The organism is Cupriavidus sp. MPR-AND1C, assembly GCF_058809705.1.
This window is the reverse complement of record NZ_JBXASU010000037.1, coordinates 1-16358: the sequence shown is the minus strand read 5'-3', so window position 1 is coordinate 16358 and position 16358 is coordinate 1. Positions and strand designations below refer to the sequence as shown.

Below are 16358 nucleotides of genomic sequence, written 5' to 3'. Positions count from 1 at the left end.
CTGCCGCTCGCCTGGCAGGCAAGCGGGCGCACAGCTTACTGCTTCATCGAGTCCTTGCCTATGGCGTCCTTGCCCATCGAGCCCTTGCTCATGGCGTCCTTGCTCATGCTGTCCTTGCCCATCTTGTCCTTGCTCATCTTGTCCTTGCTCATCTTGTCGTGGCTCTTGCTCATCTTGTCCTTGCTCATGCTGTCCTTGCCCATGGTGTCCTTGGCCATGCTGCTGTCATTGCTCATGGCATCCTTCTTCATGGCGTCCTGGGCGAAGGCATGGCCCGCAAACAGCATCGTGGTCGAGAGCAGGGTAGCTGCGAAAAGTTTGTTCATGAAGATCTCCTTGGGGTGGTCAGTGTGCAAGCCGGCACCATGCCGGCCAATTTCATGCGGATCAGGATCCGCCGAACCAGTTGTATCCCTGGTCTTCCCAGTAACCGCCGGGATACGTGTTGGTGACGTACAGCGCCATGATGTGCTTGGGGTTCTTGTAGCCAAGCTTGGTCGGCATGCGCAGTTTCATGGGGAAGCCGTACTTGGGCGGCAGCTTTTCCCCGTCGTAGGTAAAGGTCAGCAGCGTCTGCGGATGCAGCGCGGTGGGCATGTCGATGCTGGTGAAGTAGTCGTCGGCGCAGCGAAAGCCCACGTACTTTGCGCTGGTGTCGGCACCCACGCGATGCAGGAATTCCGAGAACGGCGTGCCACCCCACTTGCCGATGGCGCTCCAGCCTTCCACGCAGATATGGCGCGTGACCTGCGAAGTCTGCGGCAGCGCGTAGAGCTGCTCGAGCGTCCACGGATCCTTGCGCGCCACCATGCCGCCAACTTCCAGCCGGAAGTCGGCGCCATCAACCTCGGGCACTTCGTCCTCGCCATAGAAGGCATTGAACGGGAACGGCCGGGTGATCATGGACTCCGCGTAGGTGGGCGCGAGCCGCTTGGGGTCGAACAGCCAGCCTTGCACGCGATCGTTGAAGCGCGATACCGCGGTGAGAAAGCGCTCCACCGAGGCGTCGTCGCTCAGGCTGCAGCCCGTCAGCATCGACAGCCCCCCCAGCGTGATGGCGCGCTTGGCGAACAGGCGGCGCGATGGCATATCGAGTTCGCGCACGGCGTCTCGCAGGATCAGGCGCCGGTCAAGCGTGGCAATGGGTTTGGACTTGTTCATGGCAGTTCTCCGCGATGCGGATCTGTGGATTCGGTCTTTTGGATGCGTTTGCGTGAGTACGGCCGTCGATCAGCGTCCGCGCAGCATGATCAGCAGCGTGCGCGGCACCAGCGCCACCATGGCCACATGCACCACGATGAACAGCACGATGGCGCTCATGCACACGAAGTGGACCCAGCGCGCCGCGTCATAGCCGCCCATCAGGTCGCGCAGCAGCGGGAATTGCACCGACTTCCAGATCGCCAGGCCGGACAGCACCGTGACCACGATGACCACCACCACGCCCAGGTACATGGCCTTCTGGGCCGCGTTGTATTCAGCCAGGTCCGGGTGCGCCAGCCGGCCGCGCAGCGCCGCGGCGATATCGCGCAGCGCGGCGGGCACCGACAACGGCAGGAAGCGGCGGCGGAACCGTCCGGTGAGGACGTTCATCAACAAGTAGAACAGCCCGTTGGCGACCAGCAGCCACATGGCGGCGAAGTGCCACTGCAGCGCGCCGCCCAGCCATCCGCCGAGCGTGATGCCCTTGGGGAAATGCAGGCCGAACAGCGGCGACGCGTTATAGATGCGCCAGCCGCTCATCACCATGATGATGACGGCGATGGCGTTGAGCCAATGGGTGATGCGCACCCATGCCGGCTGGATGGAGGCGGACCTTTGTCCGCGGCGGCCGTGTGCGGGCCGCGATAGCTGGGAGGCTGTATCCACCGTCTTTCTCCAATGTTCCGTGGCGCTTGCGGGTGCGGCTGCTACGGTTTATGTGCCTTTGTCGACGGCGGTGGCACGAACTTACACGCGGGATGGAGATTTTTTCTGGCACGCGGGCACGTCGGCAGCAGGTATCCCCGGAGTCACTCAGCGAGCTCGGCGAGAGAAGGTACGGACTGTTGGGCGACGCATGGACGGCTACCCGCACTCTCGACATTAGCACTCCGCCCGCGAGACGCCAAAGGCGATCGATGCCCGCCCCCACGGCCCGCTACAATGCTGGCGGGCCGCGCAGCCAGCGCTGTCCCACCGCGCGCGGCCCGGCCTGCCCGCAGCCGCATGCCGCCGCCCCGACACCATCCCCGGACCCCAGGATCTCCGCATGCCTTTGACCGCAGAGCAGCTTATCGAATACATGGACTTCGCCGCAGGCCTCGCTCAGGCCGCCGGCAACGCCAGCCTGCCGTACTTCCGCAGCGCCCCGGCGGTAGAGGACAAGGGCGGCCGGCACTTCGACCCGGTCACCGCGGCCGACAAGGCAGCCGAGCGCGCCATGCGCGACCTGATCCTGGCGAAATACCCGGAGCACGGCATCCTGGGCGAAGAAGAAGACCGCGTGGCCGGCACCTCGCCGCTGACCTGGGTGCTCGATCCCATCGACGGCACCCGTGCCTTCATCACCGGGCTGCCGCTCTGGGGCACGCTGATCGCGCTCAACGACGGCCAGCGCCCGGTGATCGGCATCATGGACCAGCCGTTTACGCGAGAGCGGTTCAGCGGCGATGGCAGCCGGGCATGGCTCAACGGCCAGCCCCTGCGTACCCGGCCGTGCGCCGACCTGGCGCAGGCCAAGCTGATGTGCACCACGCCGGAGATGTTCGAGGACGCGGCGCAGTTCGCCGCCTTTCGCCGCGTGGCGGACGCCGCCCGCATGCAGCGCTACGGCGGCGATTGCTACGCTTACTGCATGGTCGCGGCGGGCCATGTGGATGCCGTGGTCGAGGCCGGCCTGAAGGCCTACGACGTGCAGGCGCTGATTCCCATCGTGCAAGGCGCTGGCGGCGTCATGACCAGTTGGACCGGTGGGGATGCGCAGCAGGGCGGCACCGTGGTGGCCTGCGGCGACCCGCGGCTGCACCAGCAGATAATCGCGCTGCTGAATGCGCCTGCTTGAGCACTCCTGTCGCCCGGGGGCGCCGGCCGGGCTTGCTATCATGCTGGCCGCAACGTCCGGCGCGGAAAAAAAGCGGCCCCGCCAGCACGGCCATCCCGGCCCGGACCTAACCATGCAGTAGGGAAGAAACCAGAAACATGATGTCAAACGCTTGCGGCCTAGATTTCGGCACGTCCAATTCCACGGTGGGCTGGTGCCGGCCGGGACAACCCACGCTGTTGCCGCTCGAAGATGGCAAGCTCACGCTGCCCTCCGTGATCTTTTTCCATTCCGAGGATCCGCTGGTCAGCTACGGCCGCGCCGCGCTTGGCGACTACCTGGCGGGCTATGAAGGCCGGCTGATGCGTTCGCTCAAGAGCCTGCTCGGCACCTCGATGATGGAGGACAGCACCGAGGTCATGGGGCAGGCCATGCCGTTTCGCAAGCTGCTCTCGCACTTCATCGGCGAGCTCAAGCAGCGCGCCGAGACGTCGGCCGGCGCCAGCTTCGACAAGGTCGTGCTGGGCCGCCCGGTGTTCTTCATCGACGAAGACCCCAAGGCCGACCAGCTCGCCGAGCAAACGCTGCGCGAGATCGCGGCGGATGCCGGCTTCAAGGACATCGAGTTCCAGTACGAGCCGATCGCCGCGGCCTTCGACTATGAAGCCACGATCGCGCGCGAGGAACTGGTGCTGGTGGCCGACATCGGCGGCGGCACCTCCGACTTCTCGCTGGTGCGCCTGTCACCCGAGCGGGCCGGCAAGGTCGACCGGCGTGGCGACATCCTGGCCAACGGCGGCGTGCACATCGGCGGCACGGACTTCGACAAGAGCTTGAGCCTGGCGAGCGTGATGCCGTTCCTGGGCCTGGGCAGCGAGCTGCGCAACGGCAAGGCGATGCCTTCGGGGCAGTATTTCGACCTGGCGAGCTGGCACACCATCAACCTGGTCTACACCCGCAAGGCGTGGTCGCACGTGATGGACAACTATCGCGATGCCGCCGACAAGGTCAAGCTGGACCGCCTGATCAGCCTGATCAAGCAGCGCGCCGGCCACTGGCTCGCGATCCAGGTGGAAGCCGCCAAGATCGCCTTGTCGGGCGAGCCGCAGACGCAGCTCGACCTGGGGCGCATCGCCCCTGGCGAGACCATGGCGATCAGCCGCGCCGACTTTGACCAGTCCATTGCGAAGCTGGTTGGCAAGACCGAGGTCACGGTGCAGGCGTTGTTGCGCGATGCGGGCGTACAGGCGGATGCGATCGACACCGTATTGTTTACCGGCGGGTCCAGCAGCGTGCCTTTGCTGCGCGAGCGGCTGTCCGAGCTGATCCCGGGGGCGCAGCGGATCGAGGGCGATCTGTTTGGCGGCATTGGCTCCGGGTTGGCGCTGGATGCCCGGCGCAAGTTCGGATAGGCGCCTCGAATCTGGCAGTACCTCATGAAGGGCGGCGCCCTGCGCCGGCCTTCATGCATTCATCCCCGCATGCTAATGTCCCATCTTCGCGAATTCGCGTTTTCGAAGAGGCACCACATGCATGCGGGTATCGTCGAAGCCAGCTACGGCTCCGATCCGGTTGGCCTGGTCAGCGGCTTTCGCTTCCTGCCCGGCGAGCCGGGCCAGCCCATCGATTCCGCCGCGGCCGCCGCGTGGCTTGGGCAGCCCCCGCCGGGCGACGCGTTTCTCTGGCTGCACTTCAATCTGTCGCATAGCGCGTGCGAGCGCTGGCTCAAGGGCCAGCTCGATCTGCCCGAGGGATTCTTCGAGGCCCTGCGCGAGGGTTCGCGCTCCACGCGCATCGAGCGCCTGGATACGGCGCTGCTCGCGGTGGTCAACGACGTGATCTACAACTTCGGCGTGGCCACCACCGATATCTCCACGCTGTGGGCCTGTGCCGACCGCCGCATCCTGGTGACAGCGCGCATGAAGCCGCTGCGCTCGGTTGACCAGCTGCGCGCCTCGGTGCGCCAGGGCGAGCTGTTCCACACGCCATTGGCGCTGCTGGTGCATTTGCTGCGCGACCAGGCCGATGTGCTGGTGCGCATCGTGCGCGAAACCAGCGTGACCGTGGACCAGGTCGAGGATCGCCTGCTCTCGCATCGTCTGCAAGGCAACCGCGCGGAGCTTGGCGCCATGCGCCGCGGCCTGGTGCGCTTGCAGCGGCTGCTCGCGCCCGAGCCTGGCGCGCTGTTCCGCCTGCTCAACCGGCCACCTGCCTGGCTGCAGGACCAGGACATCCAGGATCTGCGCTCCTCCACCGAGGAGTTCTCCCTGGTGCTGAGCGACCTGGCCGCGCTGGTCGAGCGCATCAAGCTGCTGCAGGAAGAGATCGCGGCCAAGCTCAACGAGCAGACCAACCGCACGCTGTTTACGCTGACGCTGGTTACCGTGCTGGCGTTGCCGATCAACATTGTCGCCGGCTTCTTCGGCATGAATGTGGGCGGGATTCCGCTGGCGGACCATCCGCACGGTTTCTGGGTGCTGGTGGTGCTGGTGGCCAGCTTCACCGTGCTGGCGGGGCGCTGGGCCTTCCGCAAGCAGGGCAGTTACTGAGCGTGCGGGTGACCATTCACGGGCGCGTCACATTTTGCGGTTAGCCTGCCAGTCACCACGTTGCTGCGAACAGGAGTTAGCGATGAGACCAGACGAGAATGAGCTGATTCGGCGTATCCACCGCGAGGTGGCCGATCACTATGACGAAGAACTCGAACTGGAGCTGGAAGACCACCACGTCGATACGCTGTTCGGCGAAGCCGGCGGCGGCCTGGACGACGACGAGCGGGCCGCGCGGCGGCTTTACTTTCGCGAGCTGTTCCGGCTGCAGGGCGAACTGGTCAAGCTGCAAAGCTGGGTGGTGGAGACTGGCCACAAGGTCGTGATCCTGTTTGAGGGGCGCGACGCGGCCGGCAAAGGCGGCGTGATCAAGCGCATCACCCAGCGGCTCAATCCGCGCGTGGCCCGGGTGGCGGCGCTGCCGGCGCCCAACGACCGCGAACGTACCCAGTGGTATTTCCAGCGCTATGTCTCGCACCTGCCGGCGGCGGGCGAGATCGTGCTGTTCGACCGCAGCTGGTACAACCGCGCTGGCGTGGAGCACGTGATGGGCTTTTGCACCGACGACCAGTACGAAGAGTTTTTCCGCTCGGTGCCGGAGTTCGAACGCATGCTGGTGCGCTCCGGCATCCAGGTGATCAAGTACTGGTTCTCGATCTCGGACGACGAGCAGCATCTGCGCTTTCTCTCCCGCATCCACGATCCGCTCAAGCAGTGGAAGCTCAGCCCGATGGATCTCGAATCCCGCCGGCGCTGGGAGGACTACACCCGCGCCAAGGAAATCATGCTGGAGCGCACGCATATCGACGAGGCGCCGTGGTGGGTGGTGCAGGCGGTCGACAAGAAAAAGGCGCGCCTCAATTGCATCCATCACCTGCTGCAGCAGATGCCTTACGAAGAGCGCGTGCAGCCGGCCGTGGTGCTGCCGCAGCGCGAGCGGCACGACGACTACTCGCGCCAGCCGGTGCCCGACGACATGATCGTGCCGGAAGTCTACTGAGCCTTCTTGTTCGCGCGCCGCGCGGCATGGCCTGTCCGCCGGGGCTGGCACGGATGCACAGCAGGTTTCGCCCTCGTTAACCTCGTTAACCTCGTTAAAGCTCTCGTTAAACCTCTCGTTAAAGCTCTTGTTCCGGATGCCGTTATTTGTGTGGCTTAGGGTTCTTGTGCCCAGGCCCGCATCCACAGAACAAGAATTGGAGCTTTAAAACATGAGGGGTCCTCTCTTGCGCCAACGCGCAGGCCTGCTCGCTGCCCTGCTGGCCGCGATGTCCGTCGCTGCCTGCGGTGGCGGCGGCGACGCGCCGGCTGCCGCCCAGGCAACCGCGAGTCCTTCCGTGCCGGTCGCCAGCGCGCCCGTGCCGCCCACGCTGGCGCCGGCCTGCGGCGGCTGCAGCGCCGTGGATGCCAGTAATTACTCGGGTTCCGGCGTCGGCGTCTGGTCGGCCTCCAACACCACCGGTGCGCCCGCCGATGTGCCCGTTGCCATCGGCGGCGTGAACGGCAAGGCCGTGACGCTGCTATACACGAACGGCGCCACGGCGCAGGCCATGCCGTCCGGCCTGTCGCTGTCGGTGATCCAGTCCGTGCTGGGCAACCTCTCGATTCAGTCGGTTTCCTCGGGGCAGGACGAACAAACGCTGCGCGACATTGCCGAGTTCAATCGCGCCGGCTGGGCGGCGCTGGCTGGCGGCAAGCAGGTGGCCAGCCTTTCCGAAATCGCGCCGCCACCGCCGCTCGCTTCCGTGCTCAACGATACCAAGAGCTGGTATCACACCGACGGCACGCGCCGCGCGGCCACGCTGGTCAAGCAAGTGAGCACGGCAGACGCCACCACCGTCAACATCTGGGTGGAGACCACCGAGTCTGCGCCTGGCAAGGTTACCGGCGCCCTCGTCGACACGCTGGCTGCCGCCTTCGCCGGCGGCGGTGGCATCTACGACATGCTGACCTCGGTCGGCGGCCCGCTGTGGGGCCCGCACAGCTACAACAACCTTATCTCCGGCAGCGGCCAGCCGGTGGATATCGTGGTGCTCAACTTCGACCACAACAGCGCGCCATTCGGCACCGTGGGCTATTTCTGGGGCCTGCACAACCTGAAGGCCACCTCGGATGCGCGCAGCAACGAGTCGCTGTCGCTCTATCTCGATTCCGAGACCCTATACCTGGGCGGCACCGAAGGCCTGAAGTCGATGAAGATGACGATGGCGCACGAGGGGATGCATATGCAGAACTTCTACCGCCGCGGCGTCAAGGCCGGCCAGCAGTACGCATTTGACAGCTGGCTGGAAGAAATGTCCGCGATGATGATGGAGGACTTCGCCAGCCAGACCATCGACCCCACCTACAACGCGATCCGCGACGTGCGCTTCAGGGACTACGTGAGCTACGGCAACGGCAACTTCAACTGCAATATGCTGAACTTCACCGGTTTCGGCGCCACCTGCGAGAGCTATTCGGTGTCGGGCAGCTTCGGCGGCTTCCTGGACCGGCAACTTGGCCTGGCCTTCTACAAGGACTTGCTGGGCCGGACTACCAGCGCGGACTCGAAGACCGTGCTCGACCAGGCCATCAAGGCCGCGCGCCCGGACTCCGGCTTCAGCCAGGAACTGCTGCGCTGGAGCGTCACCAGCAATTCGCTGATGCCGGCCGCGACGTCGCCGGCGCGCTACGGCTACCCGGCCCGTGTCGATGGCGGCTTTACGCTCCCGCTGATCGATCCGGACCTGTTCCGCGCCTTGCGCAAGCTGCCGGTGGCCGTGCCCGCCACGCTGCAGCCGTACGGCAGCTTCCCCGTGGTTCGCAGCAATGTGGGCGCCGCCTTCAGCGAGACCGTGCGCGTGCCTGCTGGCGCCACGCTATCCGTCGTGGTGTACTGAACGCGCTAAGCGCAGGCTCGCCGGATCTTCCTCCGGCGGCTCCCGGGCGGCGATGTTCGCCGCCCGGCCTTGTCGATCCAACAAACCTCATGCGCCGAATCCTGCCCCTGATTGCTGCCCTGTCCGTCGTGCTGGCCGCGTGTGTGCACGCGGTGCCGGCCGGGCGGTCCATCGCCTTGACCGGCACGGTGATGGTCAAGGGCAGCGCCCTGTTCCAGCAGCCGGTGCTGGTCACCGCCGATGGCGAGGCATGGGTGCTGGAGAAATTCCCTGTCGGCGAGGCCGAGGCGTTGCGCGACCGCAAGGTGGCCGTGACCGGCACCGTGCTGCGCGCAAACCAGCCCGGCACGTGGGCACCGGCCATCCACGTCGAGCGGATCGAGGCCGTGCCGGACGACGCGCCTGCGCGCTAGGCCCGGCTAGCGCCAGCCTGGTCAGCCGCTCGGGCCCACGCGCTCGGGGAACGCCTCTTCCAGCGTCAAGACCGTGCCGGTCAGGCTACCGTCATAGCCGGGCAGGGCATCCACCACCTGGCGGAAACCGGCGCTCCTGAGTGCCGCCACGGCGCCGGCCAGCGCCGGGCTCTGCAGGCGCTCCCGCTCGATCACAAAGAAGTACCGTTCCTTGAGCACCGGCACGAAATCCAGCCCGAAGCGGCGCGCCGCCGTCTCCACGCCGAACCCCGCATCCGCCATGCCGCTGCCGATATAGGCGGCCACCGCGGCATGGGTGAACTCGCCATTGCTGTACCCCTCGATGCGCCCGCTGTCGATGCCGCGCGCCTTGAGCATCAGGTCCAGCAGCAGCCGCGTGCCGGAACCGGTCTGGCGGTTGACGAAGCGCACGTCGGCGCGGCAGAGGTCTTGCAGCGTGGTGACCTGCTTCGGGTTGCCGGGGCGCACGAAGATGCCTTGCGAGCGCACCGCGAGCTGGATCAGGCAATGGGTCTGCGGACGGATCCATGTGGCAAAGCTCGCCAGCATGTCCCGCTCGAATTCGCCGATCGGCACATGGAAGCCGGCAATATCGCAGGCACCTTGCGCAAGTGCTGCAACCGCCTCAAGACTGCCGCAGTACTTCAGGTCGTGGCGCACCCGGTGTGCATCCAGGAAATCATGCAGCGCCGCCACCGCGAAGCCATGGCTGGCGTGCAGGCGCAGCGTGGTGCCGGGTTGGTCCGCCAGCTTCTTCAGTTCGATTTCCAGCTCCGAGGCCAGGCTTTCCAGCGTGGGAGACAGCCGCGCGGCAATGCGCTTGCTGGCCCACACCAGTTGCTGCGCCAGCGGCGACAGCGCGCTGCCGCGCCCACGGGTCTTGTCGATCAGCGCGCCGCCGAACAGGGTTTGCGCGTCGCGCAGGATGCCCCAGGCGTAGCGGTAGGACAGGCCGGTCGCCTGCGCCGACTGGCTGATGCTGCCTGTGCTTTCAACATGCCCGAGCAAGGTGACCAGGCGGGACACGTCAAGTGGGGCGCCGGCGGCATCGCTGTCGTCGCGGATTTGGAGGTGGGGCTGGATCGAGATGCGAATCATATGAGAAAAATAGCATATTGCTCGAACGCGGCCAACTGCCTATAGTCCGCTCGAAGAGGCATAGCACCCGTTAAAAGCGCATTTGGAGCGCGCCTGGCTGGCCAGGTGAGATGGGGAATGCCCGTTCAGAGCCCCCAATATATGAAAAAAATAGCATATAAAGCGGTCGCCGCAACACGGTGTGCCGCGCCCCGCAGCCAATCCTGGCAAGACGCGCAAGCCAATGCGCCACAACGTCTGCCGCCGGCCTTGCGCTTGAGCGCTTGCGCCGGCCCGAGCTGCGCCACCAGGAGACTCGATGTCTGATTCCGCCGCCAAGCCAGCCGCCAGCGCCGTGCGCGACCCGGTCGCCCGTATCGTGGCCGCCCGCCACGAGATGCCGGGCGCCTTGCTGCCCATCCTCCACGAGATCCAGGACACGGTAGGCTATGTGCCCGCCGACGCCTTGCCCGAGATTGCCCGCGCGCTCAACCTGTCGCGTGCCGAGGTGCATGGCGTGGTCACCTTCTATCACCACTTTCGCGACAGCAAGCCGGGCCGGCACGTGGTGCAGGTATGCCGCGCGGAAGCGTGCCAGTCGGTTGGCAGCGAGGCCCTTGCCGCGCACGCCGAGCGCGCGCTGGGCTGCGGATTCCATGAAACCACCGCCGATGGCGCGTTCACGCTGGAGCCGGTGTATTGCCTCGGCCAGTGCGCCTGCGGCCCGGCCGTGATGATCGACGGGGCGCTGGCTGGCCGTGTCACGCCGCAGCGCTTCGATACGCTGATCAAAGCCTGCGCGGACGTGGCTGTCGGGCAGGAGGTGCAAGCATGAGCATCACCGTGTTCGTACCCCGCGATTCCAGCGCGCTGGCCATGGGCGCCGATGCGGTGGCCCGCGCCATCGCGCGTGAGGCCGCGGCGCGTGGCGCCAGCATCGAACTGGTGCGCAACGGCTCGCGCGGCATGTTCTGGCTTGAGCCGCTGGTTGAAGTGCAGACCACCGCCGGACGCGTGGCCTACGGGCCGGTTACCCCCGAAGATGTCGCCGCGCTGTTCGATGCCGGCTTCCTGGCTGGTGGCGCGCATGCGCTGGCGCTTGGACTCACCGAGGAAATCCCGTTCCTCAAGGGGCAGGAGCGCTTGACCTTTGCCCGCATGGGCATCACCGATCCGCTCTCGCTTGCCGACTACATCGCACACGATGGCTATGCCGGCCTGACCCGCGCGCTGACGCTGGACGGCGCGCAGATCGTGCAGGAAGTGACCGACTCCGGCCTGCGCGGGCGCGGGGGCGCGGCGTTTCCCACGGGCATCAAGTGGCAGACGGTGCACCAGGCGCAGTCGCCCATCAAGTACGTGGTCTGCAATGCCGATGAAGGCGACTCCGGCACCTTCTCCGACCGCATGGTGATGGAAGGCGACCCGTTCATGCTGATCGAAGGCATGACCATCGCCGGCCTCGCTGTCGGCGCGGAGCATGGCTATATCTACGTGCGCTCTGAATACCCGCACGCCATCGCCGTGCTGGAATCCGCCATCGGCATCGCGCAGGCGGCCGGCTGGCTGGGCGACGATCTGCGCGGCAGCGGCCGGCGCTTCCGGCTGGACGTGCGCAAGGGCGCCGGCGCCTATGTCTGCGGCGAGGAAACCGCGCTGCTGGAAAGCCTGGAGGGCAAGCGCGGCGTGGTGCGCGCCAAGCCGCCGCTGCCGGCCATCGAAGGGCTGTTCGGCAAGCCCACCATCATCAACAACGTGATCTCGCTGGCCACCGTGCCGGTGATCCTCGCGCGCGGCGCACAGTTCTATCGCGACTTCGGCATGGGCCGCTCGCGCGGCACGCTGCCGTTCCAGATCGCCGGCAATGTGCGCCAGGGCGGGCTGGTGGAGAAAGCCTTCGGCGTGACCCTGCGCGAACTGCTCGAGGGCTACGGCCAGGGCACGCGCAGCGCGCGGCCTATCCGCGCGGTGCAGGTGGGCGGCCCGCTGGGCGCGTACCTGCCGGTGTCGCGGCTGGATACGCCGATGGACTACGAAGCCTTCGCTGCGTTCGGCGCGGTGCTGGGGCATGGCGGCATCGTGGTGTTCGACGACACTGTCGACATGGCCAGGCAAGCCCGCTACGCGATGGAGTTCTGCGCCATCGAATCCTGCGGCAAGTGCACGCCGTGCCGGATCGGCTCCACGCGCGGCGTCGAGGTGATCGACAAGATCATCGCGGGCGACCAGCCGGTGAAGCACGTCAAGCTGGTGCGCGACCTGTGCGACACCATGCTGGGCGGATCGCTGTGCGCCATGGGCGGCATGACGCCGTACCCGGTGCTGTCGGCGCTGGACGCATTCCCGGAAGACTTTGGCGTGGCAGTGCCGGCCAAAGCAGCCTGAGCGTAGCGCCTCGGCCTATCGAACCGGCGCTGCCACTGCGCCACTCTGAATCACCAGTATGCGGCCCAGGCCGCAGCGGGAGCCCGCCTTGAACACACGCAACGAAATCGACTTCGGCACGCCGGCCAGCGATTCACAACAGCAGGTCACCCTTGAGATCGACGGCGTCGACGTGACCGTGCCCGCCGGCACCTCGCTGATGCGCGCCGCCGTGCAAGCCGGTGTGAACGTGCCCAAGCTGTGCGCCACCGATAGCCTCAAGTCCTTCGGCTCCTGCCGCCTGTGCCTGGTCGAGATCGAAGGCCGGCGGGGCTTCCCCGCCTCGTGCACCACGCCGGCCGAAGCCGGCATGAAGGTCAAGACGCAAACCGACAAGCTGGCCGACCTGCGCCGCGGCGTGATGGAGCTGTATATCTCCGACCATCCGCTGGACTGCCTGACCTGCCCCACCAATGGCAACTGCGAGTTGCAGGACATGGCCGGCGTGGTCGGCCTGCGCGAAGTGCGCTATGGGTACGACGGCGCCAACCACCGCGCCGAGGCCAAGGATGAGTCCAATCCGTATTTCACCTACGATCCCTCCAAGTGCATCGTGTGCAATCGCTGCGTGCGCGCCTGCGAAGAAACCCAGGGCACCTTCGCGCTCACCATCAGCGGCCGCGGCTTCGATTCGCGCGTGACGGCGGGGCAGGGCGACAGCTTCATGGATTCCGACTGCGTGTCGTGCGGCGCCTGCGTGCAGGCGTGCCCTACCGCCACGCTGGCCGAGACCTCCATCATCCGCATGGGGCAGCCGGAGCACAGCAAGGTCACCACTTGCGCTTACTGTGGCGTGGGCTGCGCCTTCAAGGCGGAGATGAAGGGCAATGAAGTGGTGCGCATGGTGCCGTACAAGAATGGCCAGGCCAACGAGGGGCACTCGTGCGTGAAGGGCCGCTTCGCCTTTGGCTATGCGACCCACAAAGACCGCATCCTGAACCCGATGATCCGCGCCAGGATCACGGACCCGTGGCGCGAAGTGTCGTGGGAAGAAGCGATCAGCCACGCGGCTTCCGAGTTCAAGCGCATCCAGGCCAAGCATGGCCGCGAGGCCATCGGCGGTATCGTTTCCTCGCGCTGTACCAACGAGGAAGGCTACCTGGTGCAGAAGCTGGTGCGCGCCGCCTTCGGCAACAACAACGTCGATACCTGCGCGCGGGTCTGCCACTCGCCCACCGGCTACGGCCTCAAGCAGACGCTGGGCGAATCCGCCGGCACGCAGACCTTCCGCTCGGTGGAGAAGGCGGACGTCATCATGGTGATGGGCGCCAACCCGACCGACGGCCATCCCGTGTTTGCCTCGCGCATGAAAAAGCGCCTGCGCGCCGGCGCCAAGCTGATCGTGATCGATCCGCGCCGCATCGACCTGGTCGATTCGCCGCACGTGCGCGCCGACTTCCACCTGCAATTGCGTCCCGGCACCAATGTGGCGGTGGTCACGTCGATGGCCCACGTGATCGTCAGCGAAGGCCTGATGGCCGAATCGTTCATCGCCGAGCGTTGCGAGGACCGCGCGTTCCAGCAATGGCGCGACTTCGTCATGTTGCCGGAGAACTCGCCGGAGGCCATGGCCGAGATCACCGGCATTCCCGCCGGGCAACTGCGGGGCGCGGCGCGCCTGTACGCCACCGGCGGCAATGCCGCGATCTATTACGGCCTGGGCGTGACTGAACATGCGCAGGGCTCGACCACCGTGATGGGCATCGCCAACCTCGCCATGTGCACGGGCAATATCGGCCGCGAAGGCGTGGGCGTGAACCCGCTGCGCGGACAGAACAACGTGCAGGGCTCGTGCGATATCGGCTCGTTCCCGCATGAACTGCCGGGCTACCGCCACGTGTCGGATTCCACCACGCGTGGGCTGTTCGAATCCGCGTGGAATGTGGAGATCAGCCCGGAGCCGGGCCTGCGCATTCCCAATATGTTCGAGGCCGCGCTGTCCGGCAGCTTCATGGGCCTGTACTGCCAGGGTGAAGACATCGTGCAGTCCGACCCGAACACGCAGCACGTGTCGGCGGCGCTGTCGGCCATGGAGTGCATCGTGGTGCAGGACATCTTCCTCAACGAGACCGCCAAGTACGCACACGTATTCCTGCCGGGCTCGTCCTTCCTGGAGAAGGACGGCACCTTCACCAACGCCGAGCGCCGTATCTCGCGTGTGCGCAAAGTGATGCCGCCCAAGGCCCGCTATGCCGACTGGGAAGCCACCGTGCTGCTGTCCAACGCGCTGGGCTATCCGATGGACTACAAGCATCCTTCGGAGATCATGGACGAGATCGCGCGGCTCACGCCCACCTTCAGCGGCGTCAGCTACCAGCGCCTGGAAGAACTCGGCAGCATCCAGTGGCCGTGCAACGACGCCGCGCCCGAGGGCACGCCGACCATGCACATCGACGCATTCGTGCGCGGCAAGGGCAAGTTCATCATCACCCGCTACGTGCCCACCAACGAGCGCGTGAACCGCAAGTTCCCGCTGATCCTCACCACGGGCCGCATCCTGTCGCAGTACAACGTCGGCGCGCAGACACGCCGCACCGAGAACGTGATGTGGCATGACGAGGACCGCCTCGAGGTCCATCCGCACGACGCCGAGGAACGCGGCATCAAGGACGGCGACTGGGTCGGCGTGCAAAGCCGCGCGGGCGAAACCGTGCTGCGCGCCATCGTCAGCGAGCGCATGCAGCCGGGCGTGGTCTACACCACCTTCCACTTCCCGGAGTCGGGCGCCAATGTGATCACCACCGACAACTCGGACTGGGCGACCAACTGCCCCGAGTACAAGGTCACCGCGGTGCAGGTCATGCCGGTGGCGCAGCCGTCCGAATGGCAGCGCCAGTACCGTGATTTCCACGATCAGCAGATGCAGCTGCTGCAGGCGGCCAGCGCCGAGGCAGGGCCGGCATGACAATCTGCGAACTCGCCATGGCCGACGCCGAGCCGGTCACCCACAGCACCTTCGAGGTCAGCCGCAGCCGCCTGGGCGAGCTGGCACTGGAGGACGACGAGATTGCCGAGGAAGTGCCGGTTGCGCTCGAATACAACGGCATCTCGCATGCGGTCATGCTGGCCTCGCCGGCCGATCTCGAAGACTTCGCGCTGGGCTTCAGCCTGAGCGAAGGGCTGGTGGCCAGCCCGCGCGATGTTTATGAGATCGAGACCGAGGTCCGCCCCGAGGGTATCGCGGTGCGGTTGCGCATCGCGGCGCAAGCCTTCGCCGCGCTCAAGGATCGGCGCCGCGCCATGGCGGGCCGTACCGGCTGCGGCCTGTGCGGCACCGAATCGCTGCAGGAAGTCATGCGCGCCCCGGCACCCGTCAGCAGCGGCGCCAGCTTCGGCGACGCGGCGATGTACGCGGCATTCACGCAGTTGCAGACCCGGCAGGAACTGCTGCGCCACACCGGCGCCACGCACGCCGCCGCCTGGCTGCGCGCCGACGGCCAGGTCGCGCTGGTCCGCGAAGACGTGGGCCGCCACAATGCGCTCGACAAACTGATCGGCGCGCTGGCACGCACCGGCGAGGACCGCTCGCGCGGCGCCGTGCTGGTGACCAGCCGCGCCAGCTACGAAATGGTGCTCAAGACGGCCAGCGCCGGCGTCGGCGTGCTCGCGGCCGTCTCCGGTCCGACCGCGCTGGCGGTACGCCTGGCGATCGACGCCGGCATCACGCTCGCCGGCTTTGTGCGCACAGGGCGCCACGTGGTCTACTCTCATCCCCAACGTTTGCACAGCAGGACGGAACAGCCATGAACTCCGACAATCTCGTCAAGATGGCGAACCAGATCGGCACCTTCTTCGAAGCCATGCCGGACCGCGAAGAAGCGGTGGCCGATATCGCCGGCCATATCAAGCGCTTCTGGGAACCACGCATGCGGCGCGCTTTGCTGGCGCGGCTGGACGGCAGTGAAGACGCCGGGCTGGATGAGATCGTCTTGCTGGCGGTGACGAGGCATCGGGGGGTGTTGGAGTGATGGGG

Annotated in this window: 15 protein-coding genes; 11 read left to right on the top strand and 4 right to left on the bottom strand. The window is 66.4% G+C overall.

Annotated features, from left to right (window positions below; genetic code table 11):
* Positions 1–35 precede the first annotated feature (35 nt).
* The 3 genes from AC1RWI_RS20070 to AC1RWI_RS20060 form a co-directional block, all read right to left on the bottom strand.
* Complete coding sequence (locus tag AC1RWI_RS20070) at positions 36–326, bottom strand: pentapeptide MXKDX repeat protein (RefSeq protein ID WP_492868253.1); 291 nt, start codon at positions 324–326, stop codon at positions 36–38.
* 61 nt (positions 327–387) lie between these two features.
* Positions 388–1161: a molybdopterin-dependent oxidoreductase gene (locus tag AC1RWI_RS20065; protein WP_043344170.1), complete on the bottom strand. Its 774-nt coding sequence runs from the start codon at positions 1159–1161 to the stop codon at positions 388–390.
* Positions 1162–1230: 69 nt separating this feature from the next.
* Positions 1231–1869, bottom strand: coding sequence for a cytochrome b/b6 domain-containing protein (locus AC1RWI_RS20060; protein WP_052494429.1), 639 nt, complete (start codon positions 1867–1869; stop codon positions 1231–1233).
* 382 nt (positions 1870–2251) lie between these two features.
* Here AC1RWI_RS20060 and hisN point away from each other — a divergent pair, with 382 nt between their 5' ends.
* The 6 genes from hisN (at position 2252) to AC1RWI_RS20030 (ending at position 8863) form a co-directional block, all read left to right on the top strand.
* The gene (gene hisN, locus AC1RWI_RS20055; RefSeq protein ID WP_043344173.1) at positions 2252–3043 is read left to right on the top strand and encodes a histidinol-phosphatase; all 792 of its coding nucleotides are present in this window, start codon (positions 2252–2254) and stop codon (positions 3041–3043) included.
* A 137-nt stretch (positions 3044–3180) separates the two neighbouring features.
* Complete coding sequence (locus AC1RWI_RS20050; protein ID WP_043344176.1) at positions 3181–4434, top strand: Hsp70 family protein; 1254 nt, start codon at positions 3181–3183, stop codon at positions 4432–4434.
* Between the two features lie 117 nt (positions 4435–4551).
* A complete protein-coding gene (locus tag AC1RWI_RS20045; protein ID WP_043344181.1) occupies positions 4552–5571 on the top strand; it encodes a transporter in 1020 nt (339 codons plus the stop codon).
* An 82-nt stretch (positions 5572–5653) separates the two neighbouring features.
* Positions 5654–6571: a polyphosphate kinase 2 gene (gene ppk2 / locus AC1RWI_RS20040; protein WP_043344183.1), complete on the top strand. Its 918-nt coding sequence runs from the start codon at positions 5654–5656 to the stop codon at positions 6569–6571.
* A 211-nt stretch (positions 6572–6782) separates the two neighbouring features.
* The gene (locus AC1RWI_RS20035) at positions 6783–8450 is read left to right on the top strand and encodes a M30 family zinc metallopeptidase (protein ID WP_492868249.1); all 1668 of its coding nucleotides are present in this window, start codon (positions 6783–6785) and stop codon (positions 8448–8450) included.
* An 89-nt stretch (positions 8451–8539) separates the two neighbouring features.
* Positions 8540–8863, top strand: a complete 324-nt coding sequence (locus AC1RWI_RS20030) for a hypothetical protein (RefSeq protein WP_043344190.1) — start codon at positions 8540–8542, stop codon at positions 8861–8863.
* 21 nt (positions 8864–8884) lie between these two features.
* Here AC1RWI_RS20030 and AC1RWI_RS20025 read toward each other — a convergent pair whose 3' ends face one another.
* On the bottom strand, positions 8885–9982 hold the full coding sequence (locus tag AC1RWI_RS20025; protein ID WP_492868247.1) for a substrate-binding domain-containing protein: 1098 nt from the start codon (positions 9980–9982) through the stop codon (positions 8885–8887).
* A gap of 298 nt (positions 9983–10280) precedes the next feature.
* Between AC1RWI_RS20025 and AC1RWI_RS20020 the strand changes: the two genes are divergently transcribed.
* The 5 genes from AC1RWI_RS20020 to AC1RWI_RS20000 all read left to right on the top strand — a co-directional run bounded on the left by AC1RWI_RS20020 (position 10281) and on the right by AC1RWI_RS20000 (position 16353).
* Positions 10281–10796, top strand: coding sequence for a formate dehydrogenase subunit gamma (locus tag AC1RWI_RS20020; protein ID WP_492868245.1), 516 nt, complete (start codon positions 10281–10283; stop codon positions 10794–10796).
* Entirely contained in the window at positions 10793–12346 is a 1554-nt protein-coding gene (locus AC1RWI_RS20015) for a formate dehydrogenase beta subunit (protein ID WP_043344198.1), read from the top strand. Before AC1RWI_RS20020 ends, AC1RWI_RS20015 begins: the two co-directional genes overlap by 4 nt.
* An 88-nt stretch (positions 12347–12434) precedes the next feature.
* The gene (gene fdhF / locus AC1RWI_RS20010; protein WP_492868242.1) at positions 12435–15290 is read left to right on the top strand and encodes a formate dehydrogenase subunit alpha; all 2856 of its coding nucleotides are present in this window, start codon (positions 12435–12437) and stop codon (positions 15288–15290) included.
* Positions 15287–16132, top strand: coding sequence for a formate dehydrogenase accessory sulfurtransferase FdhD (fdhD, locus tag AC1RWI_RS20005; RefSeq protein WP_052494430.1), 846 nt, complete (start codon positions 15287–15289; stop codon positions 16130–16132). Before fdhF ends, fdhD begins: the two co-directional genes overlap by 4 nt.
* Entirely contained in the window at positions 16129–16353 is a 225-nt protein-coding gene (locus AC1RWI_RS20000; protein ID WP_043344201.1) for a formate dehydrogenase subunit delta, read from the top strand. Before fdhD ends, AC1RWI_RS20000 begins: the two co-directional genes overlap by 4 nt.
* Positions 16354–16358 lie beyond the last annotated feature (5 nt).